Here is a 14,956-nt window from a genome sequence, read left to right as displayed (position 1 = left end):
CTCCTGCGGTGGGTGTGCAACCCGGCCGGCGGCCGGGGGCCTGTGGGGGGCGCGGTGCGCCCGGGGGTGGCGTACGGGCGGGGTGGGCCCGGATCAGCCGGTGGTGGCAGCGGGCGGCGGTGTCGCCGCGCCGGGCCTGCCGGTCCAGGGGAGGAAGGGGGTGCCGGCCAGCGCGGTGCCGAGGGCGAGCAGCACTCCGGCGGAGCCGGTGGCCAGGTCGGCGGAGAGCCGCAGCAGTTGGTCGCCGGGGAAGGCGAGCTGTCCGCGGTAGGTGACCTGGTGCAGGGTCAGCAGGGTGCGCTGGCGTGCCAGCAGCGCGGTGGCGGCGGGTTCGGCGGCGCGGGCGCGGGTGAGCGCGAGGTAGCCGAGCAGTCCGGCCCTGCCGTTGAACAGGCCCGGCTGGATGATGAACTCGGGTTCCGCGGCGCGGCGGATCGCCTGCTCGTGCTCGGCCGCCGGGATGTCGGGGCGGTGGGCGAGCAGGGCGTCCAGCGCGAGGCCGATGCCCGCGCTGCCGGTCTCGACGTAGGGCAGGACGCGGCGGCCGTCGACGACCTGGAGGGTGCCGTCGGTGACGGCGGTGCAGCGGTCCAGGTCGAGTTGGAGCAGGGTCTGCGCCTGGTCGAGCAGGGCCGGGTCGCCGGTGTGCTCGTACAGCCGGACCAGCGCGAGTACCGTGCCGGAGGCCCCGGCCAGCAGGCCGGCCCGGCGCGCGGGGTCGCTGCGCCCGGCCTTCTCCAGGGTGCCGGCGGCGGTGCGGGTGAGGCTCAGGGCGTCGTCGAGCAGCCGCCGGTCGCCGGTGGCCTCGGCGAAGTGCAGCAGGGTCAGGGCGATACCGGGTGCGCCGGCGGCCAGGTCGGGGCCGGGTTCGTCGTCCGGGGCGGCGGCCAGGCGGTGCAGCAGGCCGAGCGCGCTCTCGCGTTCGCCGAGCAGGTCCAGGACGTAGGCCACGCCGTGTCCGCCGGAGTACAGGCCGGGGGTGGTCGGGCGGGTCCTGGCGGCGTCGGCGAGCCAGCGCACGTGGTCGGGGTCGACGGCGGCCCCGGTGGCGTGCAGGGCGTAGAGCACGCCGGCCGCGCCGTGGGCGAGGCCGGGGCCGCGCTGGGTGAACTGGGCAACGTCGCCGGGGAACAGCCGGTCCGTACGGTCGGGGGTGGCCATCGCGGCGATGCCGGCGGCCAGCGAGTCCCGGATCGCGGGCCAGTCGGGCTCGGCCGCGGCGAGCAGGGCGTTGGCCTCGGCGCGGCGCTGTCCGAGCTCGGGGCGGCCGGTGCGGCCGTCGCCGGGCGCGGCGGCGAGCAGGCGGCGGATGTCGTCGGTGTAGCCGGGTGGCACCGGGAAGCGCCGCTCGATGGCGTCGGCGAGTTCGTCCGCCTTGCCCGGGTCGAGGGCGGGGAGCTGGGCCAGCGGCAGGAACAGCCAGAGCCGGATCGCGGCCAGCCCGTACCGGTCGATCTGCGGGCCGGTGTACCCCGGGGGCGCGGTGAATCCGGCGGCGCCGAGCGCCGGGCGCAGGAACTCCTCGACGGTGCTGGCGAGTTCGAAGTCGATGAAGCAGAGGCTGCCGTTCGGCCGGATGATCAGGTTGCGCGGGTGGAGGTCGCCGAAGACCACGCCGCGGTCGTGGATCCCGGCGAGCGTGCGCTCCAGCCGGTCCACGATGTCGAGCGCGTCGCGGGTGTACTCGGCGACGGCGGCCTCGTCGGTGCCGGGGTGGATCAGCGGGTAGCGGCTGGTCAGCCACTCGCTGAGGGAGCGTCCCTCGACGAACTCCTGGACCAGGAACTCGTGTTCCCAGGCCGTCAGCAGTCCGTACTGGGCGGGGACGCCGGGGACCCCGGCCAGCCGGTCCAGGACGGCGTGCTCGTTGCGCAGCCGGGTGATGGCGTCGGTGCCGCGCTGGTCCAGGCCGGCGAACGGCCGGGCCTCCTTCAGGACGACCTTGGTGCCGCTCTCGCCGTCGCGGGCCAGGTAGACACCGCCGGCGTTGGAGAAGTGCAGGACCCGCTCGATGGTGTACGGCAGTCCGGTGTCGCGCTGCGCCGCCCGTTCGGCGATGGCCGGGGCGAGGCGGGCGGGGACCGGCGCCCAGGCGGGGACGGCGAAGCCGGCGCCGCGGACGTCGGGCACCAGCCGGCCGTCCGGCTCGGCGAGGGCGAGCACCCGCTCCCCCGCGTCGTTGCGGCAGTGGCGCTCGGCGAAACCGCCGTACCTCAGGTAGAGCGGGCCCTCCCCCCAGCGCAGGTCGCTGAGGATGTAGGGGCCGCGGCGGCCGGCCAGCAGCGGGCCGAGGCCGTCGAGACATCGCTCCAGTTCGGCGTCGTCCACCGGGTAGAGGGTGCAGAACTTCCCGCTGGCGCCGCGCGGTGCGTACTTGGAGTTCTGGACTTGGAGGATGGGCAGACCGCGCAGGAACTTGAAGGTGATGCGCTCGCTCAGACAGAACGCGTGGACCTGCTCGAGCACCTGCTCGGCGTCCTCGGCGCACGAGGACACGTGGATCTTCCAGCCCTGCGCGGGCAGTTGGACGTCCACCGGCCGGACCACGGCCCAGATCTCCTGTTCCCCGCGCTCCCACCCCGCGGGCAGCGGCCGGCCGACGGCGGCGAACTCCTCGTGGGCGCCCCAGCGGCGGGGCGAGTCGTAGAAGAGCGGGTCGGCATAGGCATAGGCCTCGTACCGGTTGTCCAACGGAACCCTCCTCGGTGCGGGATGCGGTCGCAGGTGGGACGGCGGAGACGCATGCGCACCGCCCGGGGGCCGAATTGAGCCCCGCCGCGATGCGACTATCCGAAGTGTTGGGTGCCCGGAGTTTCCTGCGCAACGGCGCGGACGCAGGTATTCCGGATGAATATTCACCCCCGGCGCAGATCCCGCGCCCGGAACGAGCCGGGGCGCGGAAAAGTGCGCCCTCCGCCCGCGAACCGATCCACCGGCCCGCCGACCCGCACCGGGCGCCCGTCGCACACCCAGCCGCCCCGCTCAGCCGCACCCCGCCCTGCCTGCACAGATACCCGTATCGCAGCCGCCGGGCCACGGCGCCGGGCGGCAGAAGCGCGCACGGGCGGACACCGGCGCACGTACAGCTGGAGTTCACCGCTCCGCCAACGATCCGCCACCGAGCCGGGCTTGCACATTCAGCGAACCGGCGTGAACGAATGACCTTTGATCGCTTTAACGTTCTAATTAAGATCGGATTTCCCCGACGTGACCAAGGCCGGATCTACCCCTTCGGATCCGGACCTCGGGCGGGGCCTGGATCCGGATCGGGATCCGGACCGGGATCCGGGTCCCGTTCGAGGCCCGGGTCCGGATGCCCGCCGGACTCACGCCCGGCCGGGCGAGTTCACCGTCAGCCGGTCCGTCCAGCTGCGCTGCTCCGCCGTGTCGGGAACGGCCAGCCCGCGGGCGCGCCCGATCGCCTCCCAGGCGGTACCGGCGTCGACGCCCTCCAGGATCAGCACCGATGCGGCGAGCAGCGAGGCGCGTCCGATCCCGGCCCGGCAGTGGGTGACTACATGGGCCCCCGCACGCAGCCGTCGGGTGAGCTCGCCCAACGCGGGCAGCACCGCGGGCAGGTCGGGAACGGTCCGGTCGGGGATGGGCACCCGGACGAACTCCAGCCCGGCGGCCACCGCCTCGCGTGCCTCCTCGACGAGTCCGAGCTCCTCCGCCTCGGGCCCCGTGAGCGCGCAGACCAGGACGTCGACGCCGGCCCGCCTGAGTGCGGTCATCTCGTCCGCCAGCCAGTCGCCGCCCCGGGGCCTGGCCATGGTGCTCAGCCGTCCCGGGACGGGCAGGTCGACGGTGAAGAGGGCAGGTCGCATGGGGGCAGCATCCTTCGGATCGGGAACTGACGATCGGTCACACGGGTAAGCAACGGCAGGCGGCAACAGCCGCGCCGGACTCTGGGAAACGCACACATCGACGGCCGGGCGCTCAACGCCCCACGCTCGACGGCCCACGCTCGACGGCCTGGCCGGACAGCCGCCGCTCAGCAGCGGGAGTTCACCGGCAGAAGTTCAATGGCGGGAGTTCGACGGCCGGAGCCCACGGGCCCTCGCTCAACGGCCATACACCCAACGGCTTCGCTCAACGGCCGGAGCCGAGCACCTGCTCGAGGTCGATCCCGTCCTCGTCGTCCGGGCTGCCCGCCACGAAGGCGTCGACGGCCGGGGCCGTGTCCAGGCGTCCCTGCCAGGTGCGCACCACCGCGTGCAGTGGAGTCAGATCATACGACTGGCGGGAGTCCTCCAGCGCCTCGGCCCAGTCCCGCTCGAAGGCGGGCAGCCACCGCTCCGCACGCCGGTCGGCCCGGATCCGGGCGACCAACCGGGCGGCCGCGGCGGGAGCCGGTACCGGCGGCAGGGCCGGCACGTGGTCGGGCTGAGCACTCATCGGGTCCTCCGCACAAGGGTGTCCGTGGTCACGGTACGCCACCCGGGCGGCGGCCGGAGGGGGTCCGGGGATCCCGGCGCCGCCGTACGCGCCGCCGTACGCCCTGCCGGGCCCGGCGGGGCGGGGCGGGGCGGATCGTCAGAACAGCTCGTCCTCGTCGTCCGGGATGACGTGGACCGCGGCCTCCTCGGCCGAGGCGGCGGCACCGTCGATGCCCACGTCCGCCGCGAAGGTGTTCGGTCCCGGCGCGTCGGTGGCCGCCAGCCGGCCGGCCCGGACCACCCCGACCTCGCGGTCCCACGGCTCACCGTCCGTGTCGGAGGTGTCCCCGATGCCGTCCCCGTCCCGGTCCAGCGACTGCGGTCCGTCGTCGGGGTTCTCCTGGGCGAGCCGCTGGTCCAGGGTCTCGCCCCGGCGCTGCTCCTCGACCGTGGTACCCCGGCGTTCGACCGCGAGGGGCCGCTCGGGCGGTGTCCAGCCCTCGTCGTACGGGTCGGCCTCCCGCTGGCTGAGGGTGTCCTCGGTGTCCAGCACCCCCGCGTCGTCGACGACGTCGCCCGCCTCGGGCTGATAGACGTCGTCGCCCCTCGCGTTCTCCGTCCCGGCCATGGCGTAGTCCTCTCGTGCGACTCCGGCGCCCGCGTCGCCGCTGCTGTCCGCGTCGGCGGGAACGTCCGCCGAACGTACGGCGGCGCCCGCCGGCCCGTACCCGGGCGGAGCGCACTCCGCCACCGGCGCGGCCTGCCGGGCGTGGGACGCGCGGCAGCCCGGTACCGGTCGCGACCGCGGTCACGGCGGTACGTGGCGGGCCGGTCACGGGCGGGTCGCCCGGCACTGCCCCGCACGCCGCCGGTCCCGTGCGCCGCCGCCTGCCGAGATCGCGGCGGCACTCGCGGACGCGTGGCACGTCTCCAGATTAAGGGCCCGCGCCCCGCCATGGTCACTCAACCGTGCCCGGGCCCCGCCGCCCACCGCTCCCCCGGGCCCCGGAACGCTCCAGGCACGGGCCGCACACCGGCCGACGGCCCGTCCCCGGGGCCGGGATCGACCCGCACGGCATCCGCGGGTCCGACCACCGCCCGGGCGACGGGCGACGCACGGCGGTGCCCGCGAGGGCGCCTGCGGAGGCCTTCCGAAGGCACCGAGCGCGTCGGAGCACACAGTCGTCCGCCCCGGGAACGGCTGCGCACCCGCCCCCATGCCCCCATGCCGCTCCCTCGGCCGGCCGGCTGCCTTCGGCGTCGGCACCTCCACGGCCCACCACCTCTCCGACACCCTCGAGGAGGCCTCCTGACGCTGTGACCGGATCAGCCCTCCCGGATCAGCCCTCCCGGATCGGTGGCCGGCGCCGGCCGGCGGTCCCGGCGGTCCGCCCCTGCCCCGGGGATGAAGGGCCTTGGGCCCGCACCGTAGGGGCGCCCGCGGCACCCTCGCTGACCTGGGCTATTCTCCCCTGATCAAGTCGCTCCCGGGGAGGAACCACATGCGGCGCAGCCGTGCCCTGTTCACCACGACGCTCGTCGGCGCCCTGCTGAGTGCGGGGTGCGCATCCACCGGCGGCAGCGCCGACGCGTCGGCCGGGACGGTCGCCGCATCCCCGGCCGCGGCCGGCTCCACCACGCCGGCATCGGCGTCCGCGTCCGCGGCGGCCGCATCCGCACCCGCATCCGCTTCGGCGACCGGTCCGGCGCTCCCCGCCGGTTACGACCCCAAGCGTGACGCGGCGGCCGACATCACGGCCGCGCTCGCACTCTCCGCGGCGGACCACCGCCGGGTGCTGCTCGACTTCGGCGCGGACTGGTGCCCCGACTGCAAGGTGCTGGAGCGGCTGTTCCGCTCGCCGGAGGTCGAGCCGCTGCTCCGGGACAAGTACCGCGTCGTCTCCGTCGACATCGGGAAGTTCGACCACAACCTCGCGCTCGCCCAGCAGTACGTCAACCTGAAGACCAGTGGGATCCCGGCGCTGGCGGTGCTCGATCCGGACGGAAAGCTCCTGACCGCCACCGACGACGGCGCGTTCGCCAACGCACGGACGATGAAGCCGGCCGCCGTCGCCCAGTTCCTCGGCCAGTGGGCCGCCAAGTGACCCAGCGGTCCGGACGGGCCGGCGGTGCCCTGTTCCTGCTGCTCGCCACCGCCGGCTGCGCGGCGCAGGGCCGGGCCACGGCCCCGCCCGCTGCCGAGTTCGAGGGCAATGGCGTGGCCGTGGCGGTCCGGTTGGACCGGGAGGCCGACGGGGTGGAACTCCTGCGCGTCACCTTCCGCCCGCAGGAGTCCGGCTTCCACCTGTACAGCGTCGACCTGCCGGCCGGCGGCGTCTCGGGACTCGGTATCCCGACCCGGCTCACCGTCCGCGGCGGCCTGGCCGCGGACGGGACGCCGCGCGCCGACCGGCCGCTGCGGACCGTCAGCCCGGCCGGCCTCGACGTCGAACTTCCCGTCTACCCCGACGGCCCGGTGACGTTCACACTGCCCGTGCACCGGACCGGCGAGGCCCGCGCCGAGGCCGTGGTCAGCTACGGCGCCTGCAGCGAGGGCCGCTGCCTGATCCCGGTCCTCGACCGGTCGATCGGCTTCGCCCTTCCGTAGGCGGTGTCGTCAAACTGGTGTGATGCCGCACTGAGGTTCAGCACTGATGGCGCGGAGTACAGCGACCACGTGCTGGCGGACCTGAGCTCAGGCGTTCATACTCCTGCGCGATGATCTACCCATGTTGAACGCCATGGATACAAGTGGTGCCCGGAGTGCGGCCCTCCTGCTAACCACAATGGACCGATTGCACAGGCAACTGGACGACTTCACCACCCAGCTCTACATCGCCTTTGCCTTTGGGAATGAGTCCGGGCTGGTGCCATCCGTCCGGATCGAGCAGCGCCACGCTGGACCCGAGTTGCTTCTCCACCACTGCTTCGCCTTCTACGCGGAGGGCGATCCGGATGTCAGCGAACTGCGGTTCTCCGCAGGTATGACAGTCACATCGTCCGGCTGGATCGTGGAAGCCCTGGTGGACATCGATCTCGATCAACCCCGGGGTGAATTCGGTGCCGGCGTCCACACTCTCCACCTTGAGCAAAGCGATCAGCTCTCCCTCGAAGTTGCCCTGGGCTACTTGGAGGAGCAGGTCGCATTGATGTGCACGATGGGCGATGTCCCGAGCCGCCTGGGCTTTGAGGCGCATTGATCGCAGACATCGGCCGCACAGCCTCACCCAGGGTGATGTGGTCAAAGGGGACGGGCGTTCACGCCCGGGCGTCGGTGTCGCCCGAAGGCCCGGTGGCAGGTCAGATGCCGAGCGGCGCGTCAGGTGCCCGGTGGTACGGACACCGGCGGTGCGGCCGGGGCGGGGCCGAGGGTGGTGGTGCCGGGGGCGGAGCGGTGGCCGAGGCCGGTGCGGTAGACGTCGAGGGCCGCCTCGGTCCGGCCGGTGCGGCGCAGCAGGTCGCCGAGGAGGCGGCAGAGGTCGGCGAGGTCGCCTGCGGCGCCTGCGCGTTCGAGCAGGGAGAGGGCCCGGACGTAGTGTTCCTCGGCGCTGTCGGGGTCGCCGCGGTCGTCGGCGATCAGGCCGAGCAGGCGGTGCGCCCCGGCGGCGTGGACGGCGCCGCGGTCCGGTCCGATCCGGTCGAGGAGCCGTTCGAGCAGGTCGGCGGCGTCGGCGGGGCGGCCGCGGCGGCGCAGGACGTCGGCGAGTTCGACGTCGACCTGGTCGGTGAAGAGGGCGGCCTGCCGGGACGCCAGCATGTCGCGGGCGGTGCGCAGTTCGCGTTCGGCGGCGTCGAGGTCGCCGGACTGGGCGTGGACGTAGCCGCGCATCCAGTGGCACTTGGCGAGGTCGGTGGTGAGGCGCAGCCGCTGGTAGAGCTCCTGGGCCTTGGCGAGGGAGGCGTCGGCCTCGGCGGTGCGGCCTTCGGCGATCAGGGTGCGGGCGACGCTGCGGTGCATTCCGGCGACCAGGGCGGGGTCGGTGGCGCCGGGTGCGAGGGCGAGGGCGAGTTCGGCGGCCTGGGCGGCGCGGGCGTGGGCGCCCATGTCCATGTACGGGCCGATGGCGGCGGAGTAGAGCAGCAGCAGCGCGTCGGGGTCGTGCAGTCCGCCGGCGTTGAGCCGGTCGATGGTGGTCTCCAGCAGGTAGCAGGCGTAGCGCAGTTCGCCGGCGAGCAGGTGGGCGACGGCGCGGCCGCGGATGGCGGCGGCGCGCCGGGGCAGGGGCTGGTCGGCCTGGAGGCGTTCGGCGGTCTCGAAGTGTTCGCGGGCCTCGGTGAGGTGTCCGGCTTCGAGGGCGCAGTCGCCGAGGCCGAGCAGGGCGGCGGGCCGTAGGGCGTCGGCGCCGTGGCGGCGGGCGGTGTCCAGGCAGGCGGCGAAGCGTTCGGCCGCGTCGGCGGTGTCGCCGGCGGCGAGGGCGCCGTGGGCCTCGGTGAGGGCGAGGCGCAGTTGGGTGTCGAGGTGGGCCGGGCGGCCGGTGGCGAGTTCGTCGTAGGTGACGCCGAGGCGTTCGGCGAGGTGGCGCAGGGCGGCCTCGGAGGGGCGGACGCGGCCGGCTTCCAGGGTGGAGACGTAGGCGGCGGTGTAGGCGGGTTCGGCGAGTCTGCGCTGGGTCAGGCCTTTTTCGCGGCGCAGGTGTTGGATCCGTCGGCCGATGTCGGCGGGTTCGCTGCGTTCGGTCATGGCTGCCTCCTCACGTCGATCACCGGCCATTGTTGCGCCGGGCGTTGCCCCGGGCGTAGGGGCGGCCCTACATTAACTCAGCACTTAAGCCTGATTATCCGTCAACTTAACATCAGTCCGGAGGTCATTCCCGTGCGCAGAGCCCGCTTCACCGCCCTCGCCCTGGCCGGCGTCACCGCCGTCGCCGCGCTCGGTGCCACCACCGCCGCCTCGGCCGCTCCCGCCGCGCCCGGCCCGGCCACCGCTGCCGCCGGTTCGCACGAGGTGGAGGCGTTCGGCGAGGACGGCAGCATCAGCCGGGCCCGGGTGCCCGGGTCCTCCCCGTTCGCCGCCCCGAAGCTCGCGGCCCCGCGCTCGGCCGGGGACGGCACCGTCACCCCGGTGGTCCACAACGGCAGCACCGCCGCCAAACTCGACGTCGTCGTCATCGGTGACGGCTACACCGCCGCCGAGCAGGACAAGTTCCACGCGGACGCCGCCACCAAGTGGCAGGAGATCACCGCGGTCGAGCCGTACCGGACCTACCGGGCGCTGTTCAACGTCTGGACGGTGGACGCCGTCTCGGCCGAGTCCGGCGCCTCCGGCGACCCGGACCGCACCACCGTCCGCAACACCGCGCTCGGCTCGTACTTCTGGTGCGAGGACATCGAGCGGCTGCTGTGCGTCGACACCGACGCGGTCGACCGGTACGCCGCCAAGGCGCCGCAGGCGGACCTGGTGATCGTGGTCGCCAACACCGCCAAGTACGGCGGCGCCGGCTACAACGACATCGTCTCCCCGCTCGGCTACTCGGGGATAGCGACCGTCGCCGGCGGCAACGACCGCTCCGGCCAGATCGCCGTGCACGAGACGGGCCACTCCCTGGGCAAGCTCGCCGACGAGTACTTCTACGACGGCGGCGGCACCTACCAGGGCGACGAACCCGCCGAGGCCAACACCACCACGCTGACCGCCACCGACCTGCGCCGCACCCGCACCAAGTGGTACCGCTGGCTCGGCCGCCCCTCCCCCGACGGCGGCACGGTCGGCAGCTACGAGGGCGCCGGCTACTACCCGTCGGGGCTGTACCGGCCGACCGACAACTCGATCATGCGGTCGCTGGGACGGGAGTTCAACCTCCCCGGGCGCGAGGCCATGATCGCGGGCTTCTACCGGTACGCCTCCCCGCTGGCGAGCGACACCCCGGCCGGGACGGTCCTGCACCGGGGCGACCGGCTCACCGTCCAGCTCCCCGCGCCCGGCACGCGGCTGCGCTGGTACCTCGACGGGCGGGAGGTGCGGGGCCTGCGCGACCGGGCCACCGTCCGGATCGCCGACCTCGGCCTGGCCGGGCCGCGCTTCCTGCACCACTGCCTGACCGCGGTGGCGACCGACCCGACCGACGCCGTCATCGACCCCGAGCTGCGCACCTCGCTCACCGGCGCCGTGACCTGGCAGGTCACCCGCTGACCTCGGTGAGCCACCGGCCGCCGGCGCCGGTGCGGGCTCAGTCGCCGTCCGGGCCGCCCTCGTCCCCGAGCTCCACCCGGACGGCGACGAGCCCGCCGTCGGCATCGAGGTCCGCGAAGGCGGGGAACCAGCCGTCTCCGCACCCGGTCATCGCGAACAGCACCTGCGCGCCGCCCACCCGCACACCGCCGGATCCGGTGGCGGAGCCCCGGACCTGGCGCATGACCTGCCAGTGGTGGGAGTGCGGCCGCAGGTCGAAGGCCAGACCGCGCCGCGGGTCCGCCGCCTTCCACCGCGCGAGGGCCTCCGCCCGCTCGAGAGCCTCGGCGGGCGGGAGGCCCGTCCAGCCGTACGAGTCCTCCTCGCCGGGCTCCCCGAGCCGGGGCGCGCCGAACGCGGCGGCCGCCTCGTCCTGGTGGCGGCCCCAGAACGCCACGTCCGCGAGGCCGTCCACCGGTTCGTCGTGCTGCCAGGCCGCCAGCGCGTCGGCGTCGGCGAACGCCAGCCGGGCCCAGTCCACCCCGATCACCCCGAGCGGGACCGACCGGGCGACCGGCACGTCCCGCACCACGACCCGGAACCGCGCCCAGACGTCCCCCTCCTCCCTGGCCCCGGCGTCGTCCCCGTCGTCCACCGCCCGGGTGGCCAGGACGGGCAGCGGAACGTCCTTCGGCAGTCCGCCGAGCGCGACGAACGGGACGCCGGAGACGGAGAAGCTCCCGCCGCCCAGTGCGGCGCAGCGGCGGGCGCGGTCGCGGTGCGGCACCCCGTCCGGCAGCGCCTCCAGGCGGGCGTCCAGCCCGGCGGTGGCGCAGTGCGCGCCGAACCGGGCGGTCAGTTCCGCCACCTCGTGCACCGGAATGTCGTACAGCACCGGGCCGGGCTGCCCGTCGATGGAGCGGGCCGCGGCCTCGGCGTCGGGGCCGGTCACGGCGAGGTCGGCCACCGGGCCGTGGTCGCCCGCCGCTTCGGGGTCCACGGCGCCCGGGGACGCGTCACCGCGCCAGAGCCCGAGGTAGCCGCCGTCCACCACCAGCAGCTCGCCCGAGGGACAGGTGACCTCACCCAGCAACAATGTCTCAGCCATGGCGCAGGACTCTAGACGCTCCCACCGACGTTCCCGGGACCGGGCACCGGCATGGGGATGGGGGCGAGCCGGGGCGTACACCCAGGAGGGCGAACGCCGCGGGCGCCGCCGCGCGCTGCCGGGCCGGGCGGGTGACTGCGGCCAGAATCGACCTGTCGCAGCGCCGGCAAGTCACCGAGTCACAGCATCACCGAGTCACCGAGTGAGAGGACCATCCCATGCCCGACTTCCGCCCGACGCAGGACCGTGTGATCGTCAAGCCGATCGGGGAGGCGGCCCGGTCGGCCACGGACACCCGGCAGGGCGAGGTGGTGGCGGTGGGACCCGGCCGGGCCCTGGAGGGTGGCAAGCCGCATCCGGTGGACGTCAAGGTCGGCGAGCGGATCGTGTTCCCCGGCTTCTCCGGGTCGGAGATCGAGGTGGAGGGAGAGGTGTACGTGGAGCTTCCGGAGGACGAGATCCTGTCGGTGTCCGCGGAGTAGCGCGCCCGGCGGCCGGCTCCCGCCGTACGGTCAGCCGCCCGCGTCGCCCGCCGCCGCCCGCGCCGCCGCAGCGTCGGCCAGGGCGCCGACCACCGCCGCCACCACCGGTTCGGGGCCGGCCGTTCCGGCCCGGTGGTGGACCGACACCACCCGGTGGCCTACGCCGGGCAGCGCCGCGGCGGCCACCCGGCCCTGCGGGACCCCGGCCAGGGCGAGCAGCGGGACGACGGCCGCGCCGAGCCCGGCCTCGACCAGGGCGAGCACGGCGGGGAACTCCATGCAGACGTGGGCGCGCCGTGGGGTCAGCGCGTGTTCGGTGGCGAGCCGGGCCAGCGCCTGGCCGCAGGCGGACTCCGGCGGTGCGGCGATCCAGGGCACCGCGGCGAGGTCGGCGACCGTCCGGATCCGGGCGGCCCAGCCCGGCGGCACCACGATCCGGTACTCGTCCTCCAGCAGCGTGCGGACCGCGATCCCGGTACGCCGTGCCGGGTCCTCGGCCCCGGCCCCGGCGGCGGAGGCGGCGACCCCGGCGGCGGAGGCGGCCTCGGCGACGCGTGCGGCGTCCTGTTCGGCGATGACCACGTCGACCGCGCCGGTCCGCAGTTCACGCAGCGCGGCCTGCCCCTCGGTGTCGACCACGCTCAGCTCGATGTCCGGGTGGTCCTCGGCGAGCCGGCCGATGGCGGGGACCACCAGGTGCCGGACCGCCGTGGGGAACGCGGCGACCACCACCCGGCCGACCACCCGGCCGGACAGTGCGGCCAACTCGCGCCGGGCATCGGCAAGTTCGCGCTCGATCCGCTCCGCGCGGGCGGCCAGCAGCCGGCCGGCCGCGGTGAGTTCGACCCGGCGGTGGGTCCGGTCGAGGAGCTTGACCCCGGTCTCCCGTTCCAGTTGGGCGATCTGCTGCGAGACCGCCGACGGCGTCAGGTGGAGCAGCCGGGCGCCCTCCATCACACCGCCTCGCACGGCCACGGCGTGCAGGACCCGCAGCCTGCGGGGATCGATCTCCATCCGGTGCGCCTTCCGCTTCACCGTCACTGTCGCGTCGCTTAAGAAAGTATCGCTTGAACTTCAGTTTTCCTTCATCGAAGGTGGGATCATGACTTCCAGCCAGATTTCCGCCACCGGCTCCACGGGCCCCACCAGCTCCACCGACTCCGGCAGCCCCGACCTCCGGGTCCGGTTCGATGCCCAGGTCACCTTCCGCAACGGCGGCGGCCTCCAGGTCCAGGGCTTCCGCCTGGACCTCGAGCATCCGGACCTCGACCGCCCGGAGGTGGACGAGGCGGCGCTCGCGGCGCGGTTCGTCCGCGAGCTGGGCCTGCTCATGGTCGACCGGGTGACGCTGGACCGGATCACCGTGGTCCGGGAGCAGCACAAGGGGCCGCGCGGCGAGGCGCAGGCGTCGGACGGCGCCCGCCGACTGGTGGAGCTCAGCCACCCGATCCACCACGGCATGGTCACCTACCCGGGCCTGCCGGGCCCGGAGCTGAGTGACCATCTGTCGCGCGCGGCCTCGCACGACCACTACGCCGAGGGCACCGAGTTCCAGATCGGCCGGATCAGCATGGTCGCCAACACCGGCACCTACCTGGACACCCCGTTCCACCGGTTCGCCGACGGGCCCGATCTGTCGGGCATCGGCCTGGAGCGGCTGGTGGACCTGGACGGGCTGGTGGTCCGGGTGGGCCACGAAGGGGTGGACCCGGACGAGCCCGGCCGGGCGATCGGGCCGCTGGTGTTCGCGCCGTACCGGGTCACCGGCCGCGCGGTCCTGGTGCACACGGGCTGGGACCGGCACTGGGGCACCGGGCAGTACGGGAGCGGGAACCCGTTCCTGACCCGGGAGGCCGCCGAGTGGCTGGTCGCGCAGCGGCCCGCGCTGGTCGGCATCGACTCGCTCAACATCGACGACACGGCCGACCTCGCGCGTCCGGCGCACACGCTGCTGCTGGAGGCGGGGATCCCGGTGGTGGAGCACCTGCGCGGCCTGGAGCAGCTCCCGGCGGACGGTTTCCGCTTCAGCGCGGCGCCGCCGCGGATCGCGGGGATGGGGACGTTCCCGGTGCGGGCGTTCGCGGTGACCGACGCCCCGGCGGACGGGGGCGGCGTCCGGTGAACCTGGCCGTGGCGCTGATCGGGTGGGCCGCCGCGGGGGCCCTGCTGGCGGCGTACGCGCTGGTCTCCGCGGGCCGCCTCGACGGGTCGGGCCGGGCGTTCCAGCTGCTCAACCTGGCCGGGGCGGCGGGTCTGACGCTGAACTCGGCCGCCCACCGGGCCTGGCCGTCGGTCGCCCTCAACGCGGTCTGGATCCTGATCGGCGTGGCCGCCCTCGCCGGGGTGACCTCCGCCGGGACCCGCCGCAGCCGCTCCCGCCGCGACCGGTCGGCGGCCGGCCGGTCAGCGGTCGGCCGCCGGGGCGCCCCCGGGCTCGGGGAAGACCTGGCCGAGCAGGCGCCGTAGGGCCGTGCGGTCCTCGGCGTCCAGCCGGTCGAGGCCCGCGAGGCCGGAGATCAGCTCGGCGCGGATCAGGCGGACGGTCTGCTCGCCCTGCTCGGTCAGCACGACGTTCTTGACCCGCCGGTCGGCTGCGGCCACCTCGCGGCGGACCAGCCCGCGGGCCTCGAGGCGGTCGGCGATCCCGGTGACGTTGGAGGCGTCGCAGGCCAGCAGGTCGGCGAGGGTGCGCATGGGCATCGGGGTGCGGAGCAGGCTGAGCATCTTGCCCTGCATCAGGGTGAGTCCGCGGTCGGCGGCCACCGTGGCGAAGCAGCGGTAGTAGGCGGCCGCGGCCCGGGCGAGCTGGTCCATCAGCTCGACGGGCGTGGGGGCGGCGGCCGGCCGGGGCGCAGACTGGGTCATGGGTCGAGTGTAG

At 74.7% G+C, this 14,956-nt stretch carries 15 protein-coding genes; 7 read left to right on the top strand and 8 right to left on the bottom strand.

The window, feature by feature from the left end; all coding sequences use genetic code 11:
- Window positions 1–93 precede the first annotated feature (93 nt).
- The 4 genes from lanKC to AC2TEW_RS03440 all read right to left on the bottom strand — a co-directional run bounded on the left by lanKC (window position 94) and on the right by AC2TEW_RS03440 (window position 5,007).
- A complete protein-coding gene (gene lanKC / locus AC2TEW_RS03455; RefSeq protein WP_484621766.1) occupies window positions 94–2,691 on the bottom strand; it encodes a class III lanthionine synthetase LanKC in 2,598 nt (865 codons plus the stop codon).
- 635 nt (window positions 2,692–3,326) lie between these two features.
- Window positions 3,327–3,827, bottom strand: a complete 501-nt coding sequence (locus tag AC2TEW_RS03450; RefSeq protein ID WP_484621765.1) for a protein-tyrosine phosphatase family protein — start codon at window positions 3,825–3,827, stop codon at window positions 3,327–3,329.
- A gap of 265 nt (window positions 3,828–4,092) precedes the next feature.
- On the bottom strand, window positions 4,093–4,398 hold the full coding sequence (locus AC2TEW_RS03445) for a DUF6247 family protein (RefSeq protein WP_484621764.1): 306 nt from the start codon (window positions 4,396–4,398) through the stop codon (window positions 4,093–4,095).
- A 138-nt stretch (window positions 4,399–4,536) separates the two neighbouring features.
- Entirely contained in the window at window positions 4,537–5,007 is a 471-nt protein-coding gene (locus AC2TEW_RS03440; RefSeq protein WP_484621763.1) for a DUF5709 domain-containing protein, read from the bottom strand.
- 874 nt (window positions 5,008–5,881) lie between these two features.
- Between AC2TEW_RS03440 and AC2TEW_RS03435 the strand changes: the two genes are divergently transcribed.
- The 3 genes from AC2TEW_RS03435 to AC2TEW_RS03425 all read left to right on the top strand — a co-directional run bounded on the left by AC2TEW_RS03435 (window position 5,882) and on the right by AC2TEW_RS03425 (window position 7,579).
- Entirely contained in the window at window positions 5,882–6,484 is a 603-nt protein-coding gene (locus tag AC2TEW_RS03435) for a thioredoxin family protein (RefSeq protein ID WP_484621762.1), read from the top strand.
- Entirely contained in the window at window positions 6,481–6,987 is a 507-nt protein-coding gene (locus AC2TEW_RS03430) for a hypothetical protein (RefSeq protein WP_484621761.1), read from the top strand. Before AC2TEW_RS03435 ends, AC2TEW_RS03430 begins: the two co-directional genes overlap by 4 nt.
- 187 nt (window positions 6,988–7,174) lie before the next feature.
- Window positions 7,175–7,579 (top strand): hypothetical protein, encoded by a 405-nt coding sequence (locus AC2TEW_RS03425; RefSeq protein WP_484621760.1) that lies wholly within the window; start codon window positions 7,175–7,177, stop codon window positions 7,577–7,579.
- A gap of 119 nt (window positions 7,580–7,698) precedes the next feature.
- Here the strand turns inward: AC2TEW_RS03425 and AC2TEW_RS03420 are convergent, their stop codons facing one another.
- Window positions 7,699–9,060: a helix-turn-helix domain-containing protein gene (locus AC2TEW_RS03420; RefSeq protein ID WP_484621759.1), complete on the bottom strand. Its 1,362-nt coding sequence runs from the start codon at window positions 9,058–9,060 to the stop codon at window positions 7,699–7,701.
- Between the two features lie 132 nt (window positions 9,061–9,192).
- On the opposite strand from AC2TEW_RS03420, the gene AC2TEW_RS03415 reads away from it, so the two are divergent.
- Complete coding sequence (locus AC2TEW_RS03415) at window positions 9,193–10,509, top strand: M64 family metallopeptidase (RefSeq protein ID WP_484621758.1); 1,317 nt, start codon at window positions 9,193–9,195, stop codon at window positions 10,507–10,509.
- 37 nt (window positions 10,510–10,546) lie between these two features.
- On the opposite strand, the gene AC2TEW_RS03410 is transcribed toward AC2TEW_RS03415, so the two are convergent.
- Window positions 10,547–11,596, bottom strand: a complete 1,050-nt coding sequence (locus AC2TEW_RS03410; protein ID WP_484621757.1) for a hypothetical protein — start codon at window positions 11,594–11,596, stop codon at window positions 10,547–10,549.
- Window positions 11,597–11,814: 218 nt separating this feature from the next.
- Between AC2TEW_RS03410 and AC2TEW_RS03405 the strand changes: the two genes are divergently transcribed.
- Window positions 11,815–12,078 carry a GroES family chaperonin gene (locus AC2TEW_RS03405; protein ID WP_484621756.1) on the top strand — a complete coding sequence of 88 codons (264 nt, stop codon included), beginning with the start codon at window positions 11,815–11,817 and terminating at the stop codon, window positions 12,076–12,078.
- Between the two features lie 30 nt (window positions 12,079–12,108).
- Here the strand turns inward: AC2TEW_RS03405 and AC2TEW_RS03400 are convergent, their stop codons facing one another.
- On the bottom strand, window positions 12,109–13,092 hold the full coding sequence (locus AC2TEW_RS03400) for a LysR family transcriptional regulator (RefSeq protein WP_484621755.1): 984 nt from the start codon (window positions 13,090–13,092) through the stop codon (window positions 12,109–12,111).
- Window positions 13,093–13,180: 88 nt separating this feature from the next.
- Here AC2TEW_RS03400 and AC2TEW_RS03395 point away from each other — a divergent pair, with 88 nt between their 5' ends.
- Together AC2TEW_RS03395 and AC2TEW_RS03390 are read left to right on the top strand one after the other, a co-directional pair.
- Window positions 13,181–14,200, top strand: a complete 1,020-nt coding sequence (locus AC2TEW_RS03395; protein ID WP_484621754.1) for a cyclase family protein — start codon at window positions 13,181–13,183, stop codon at window positions 14,198–14,200.
- Window positions 14,197–14,544 (top strand): CBU_0592 family membrane protein, encoded by a 348-nt coding sequence (locus tag AC2TEW_RS03390; RefSeq protein ID WP_484621753.1) that lies wholly within the window; start codon window positions 14,197–14,199, stop codon window positions 14,542–14,544. Before AC2TEW_RS03395 ends, AC2TEW_RS03390 begins: the two co-directional genes overlap by 4 nt.
- On the opposite strand, the gene AC2TEW_RS03385 is transcribed toward AC2TEW_RS03390, so the two are convergent.
- Window positions 14,482–14,943, bottom strand: a complete 462-nt coding sequence (locus tag AC2TEW_RS03385; RefSeq protein ID WP_484621752.1) for a MarR family winged helix-turn-helix transcriptional regulator — start codon at window positions 14,941–14,943, stop codon at window positions 14,482–14,484. The two genes, AC2TEW_RS03390 and AC2TEW_RS03385, sit on opposite strands and share 63 nt — an antisense overlap.
- Window positions 14,944–14,956 lie beyond the last annotated feature (13 nt).

It is taken from the genome of Kitasatospora sp. NEAU-CNBT7, assembly GCF_057220535.1.
The sequence above is the reverse complement of the archived record's forward strand: the minus strand, read 5'-3'. Positions and strand labels throughout refer to the sequence as shown.

Excerpts from the sequence above, each read along its gene's own strand:
- AC2TEW_RS03420 (WP_484621759.1), bottom strand. The coding sequence starts at position 9,060 with ATGACCGAACGCAGCGAACCCGCCGACATCGGCCGACGGATCCAACAC.
- AC2TEW_RS03450 (WP_484621765.1), bottom strand. The coding sequence starts at position 3,827 with ATGCGACCTGCCCTCTTCACCGTCGACCTGCCCGTCCCGGGACGGCTG.
- AC2TEW_RS03405 (WP_484621756.1), top strand. The coding sequence starts at position 11,815 with ATGCCCGACTTCCGCCCGACGCAGGACCGTGTGATCGTCAAGCCGATC.
- AC2TEW_RS03385 (WP_484621752.1), bottom strand. The coding sequence starts at position 14,943 with ATGACCCAGTCTGCGCCCCGGCCGGCCGCCGCCCCCACGCCCGTCGAG.
- AC2TEW_RS03445 (WP_484621764.1), bottom strand. The coding sequence starts at position 4,398 with ATGAGTGCTCAGCCCGACCACGTGCCGGCCCTGCCGCCGGTACCGGCT.
- AC2TEW_RS03395 (WP_484621754.1), top strand. The coding sequence starts at position 13,181 with ATGACTTCCAGCCAGATTTCCGCCACCGGCTCCACGGGCCCCACCAGC.
- AC2TEW_RS03435 (WP_484621762.1), top strand. The coding sequence starts at position 5,882 with ATGCGGCGCAGCCGTGCCCTGTTCACCACGACGCTCGTCGGCGCCCTG.
- AC2TEW_RS03400 (WP_484621755.1), bottom strand. The coding sequence starts at position 13,092 with ATGGAGATCGATCCCCGCAGGCTGCGGGTCCTGCACGCCGTGGCCGTG.
- AC2TEW_RS03440 (WP_484621763.1), bottom strand. The coding sequence starts at position 5,007 with ATGGCCGGGACGGAGAACGCGAGGGGCGACGACGTCTATCAGCCCGAG.
- AC2TEW_RS03410 (WP_484621757.1), bottom strand. The coding sequence starts at position 11,596 with ATGGCTGAGACATTGTTGCTGGGTGAGGTCACCTGTCCCTCGGGCGAG.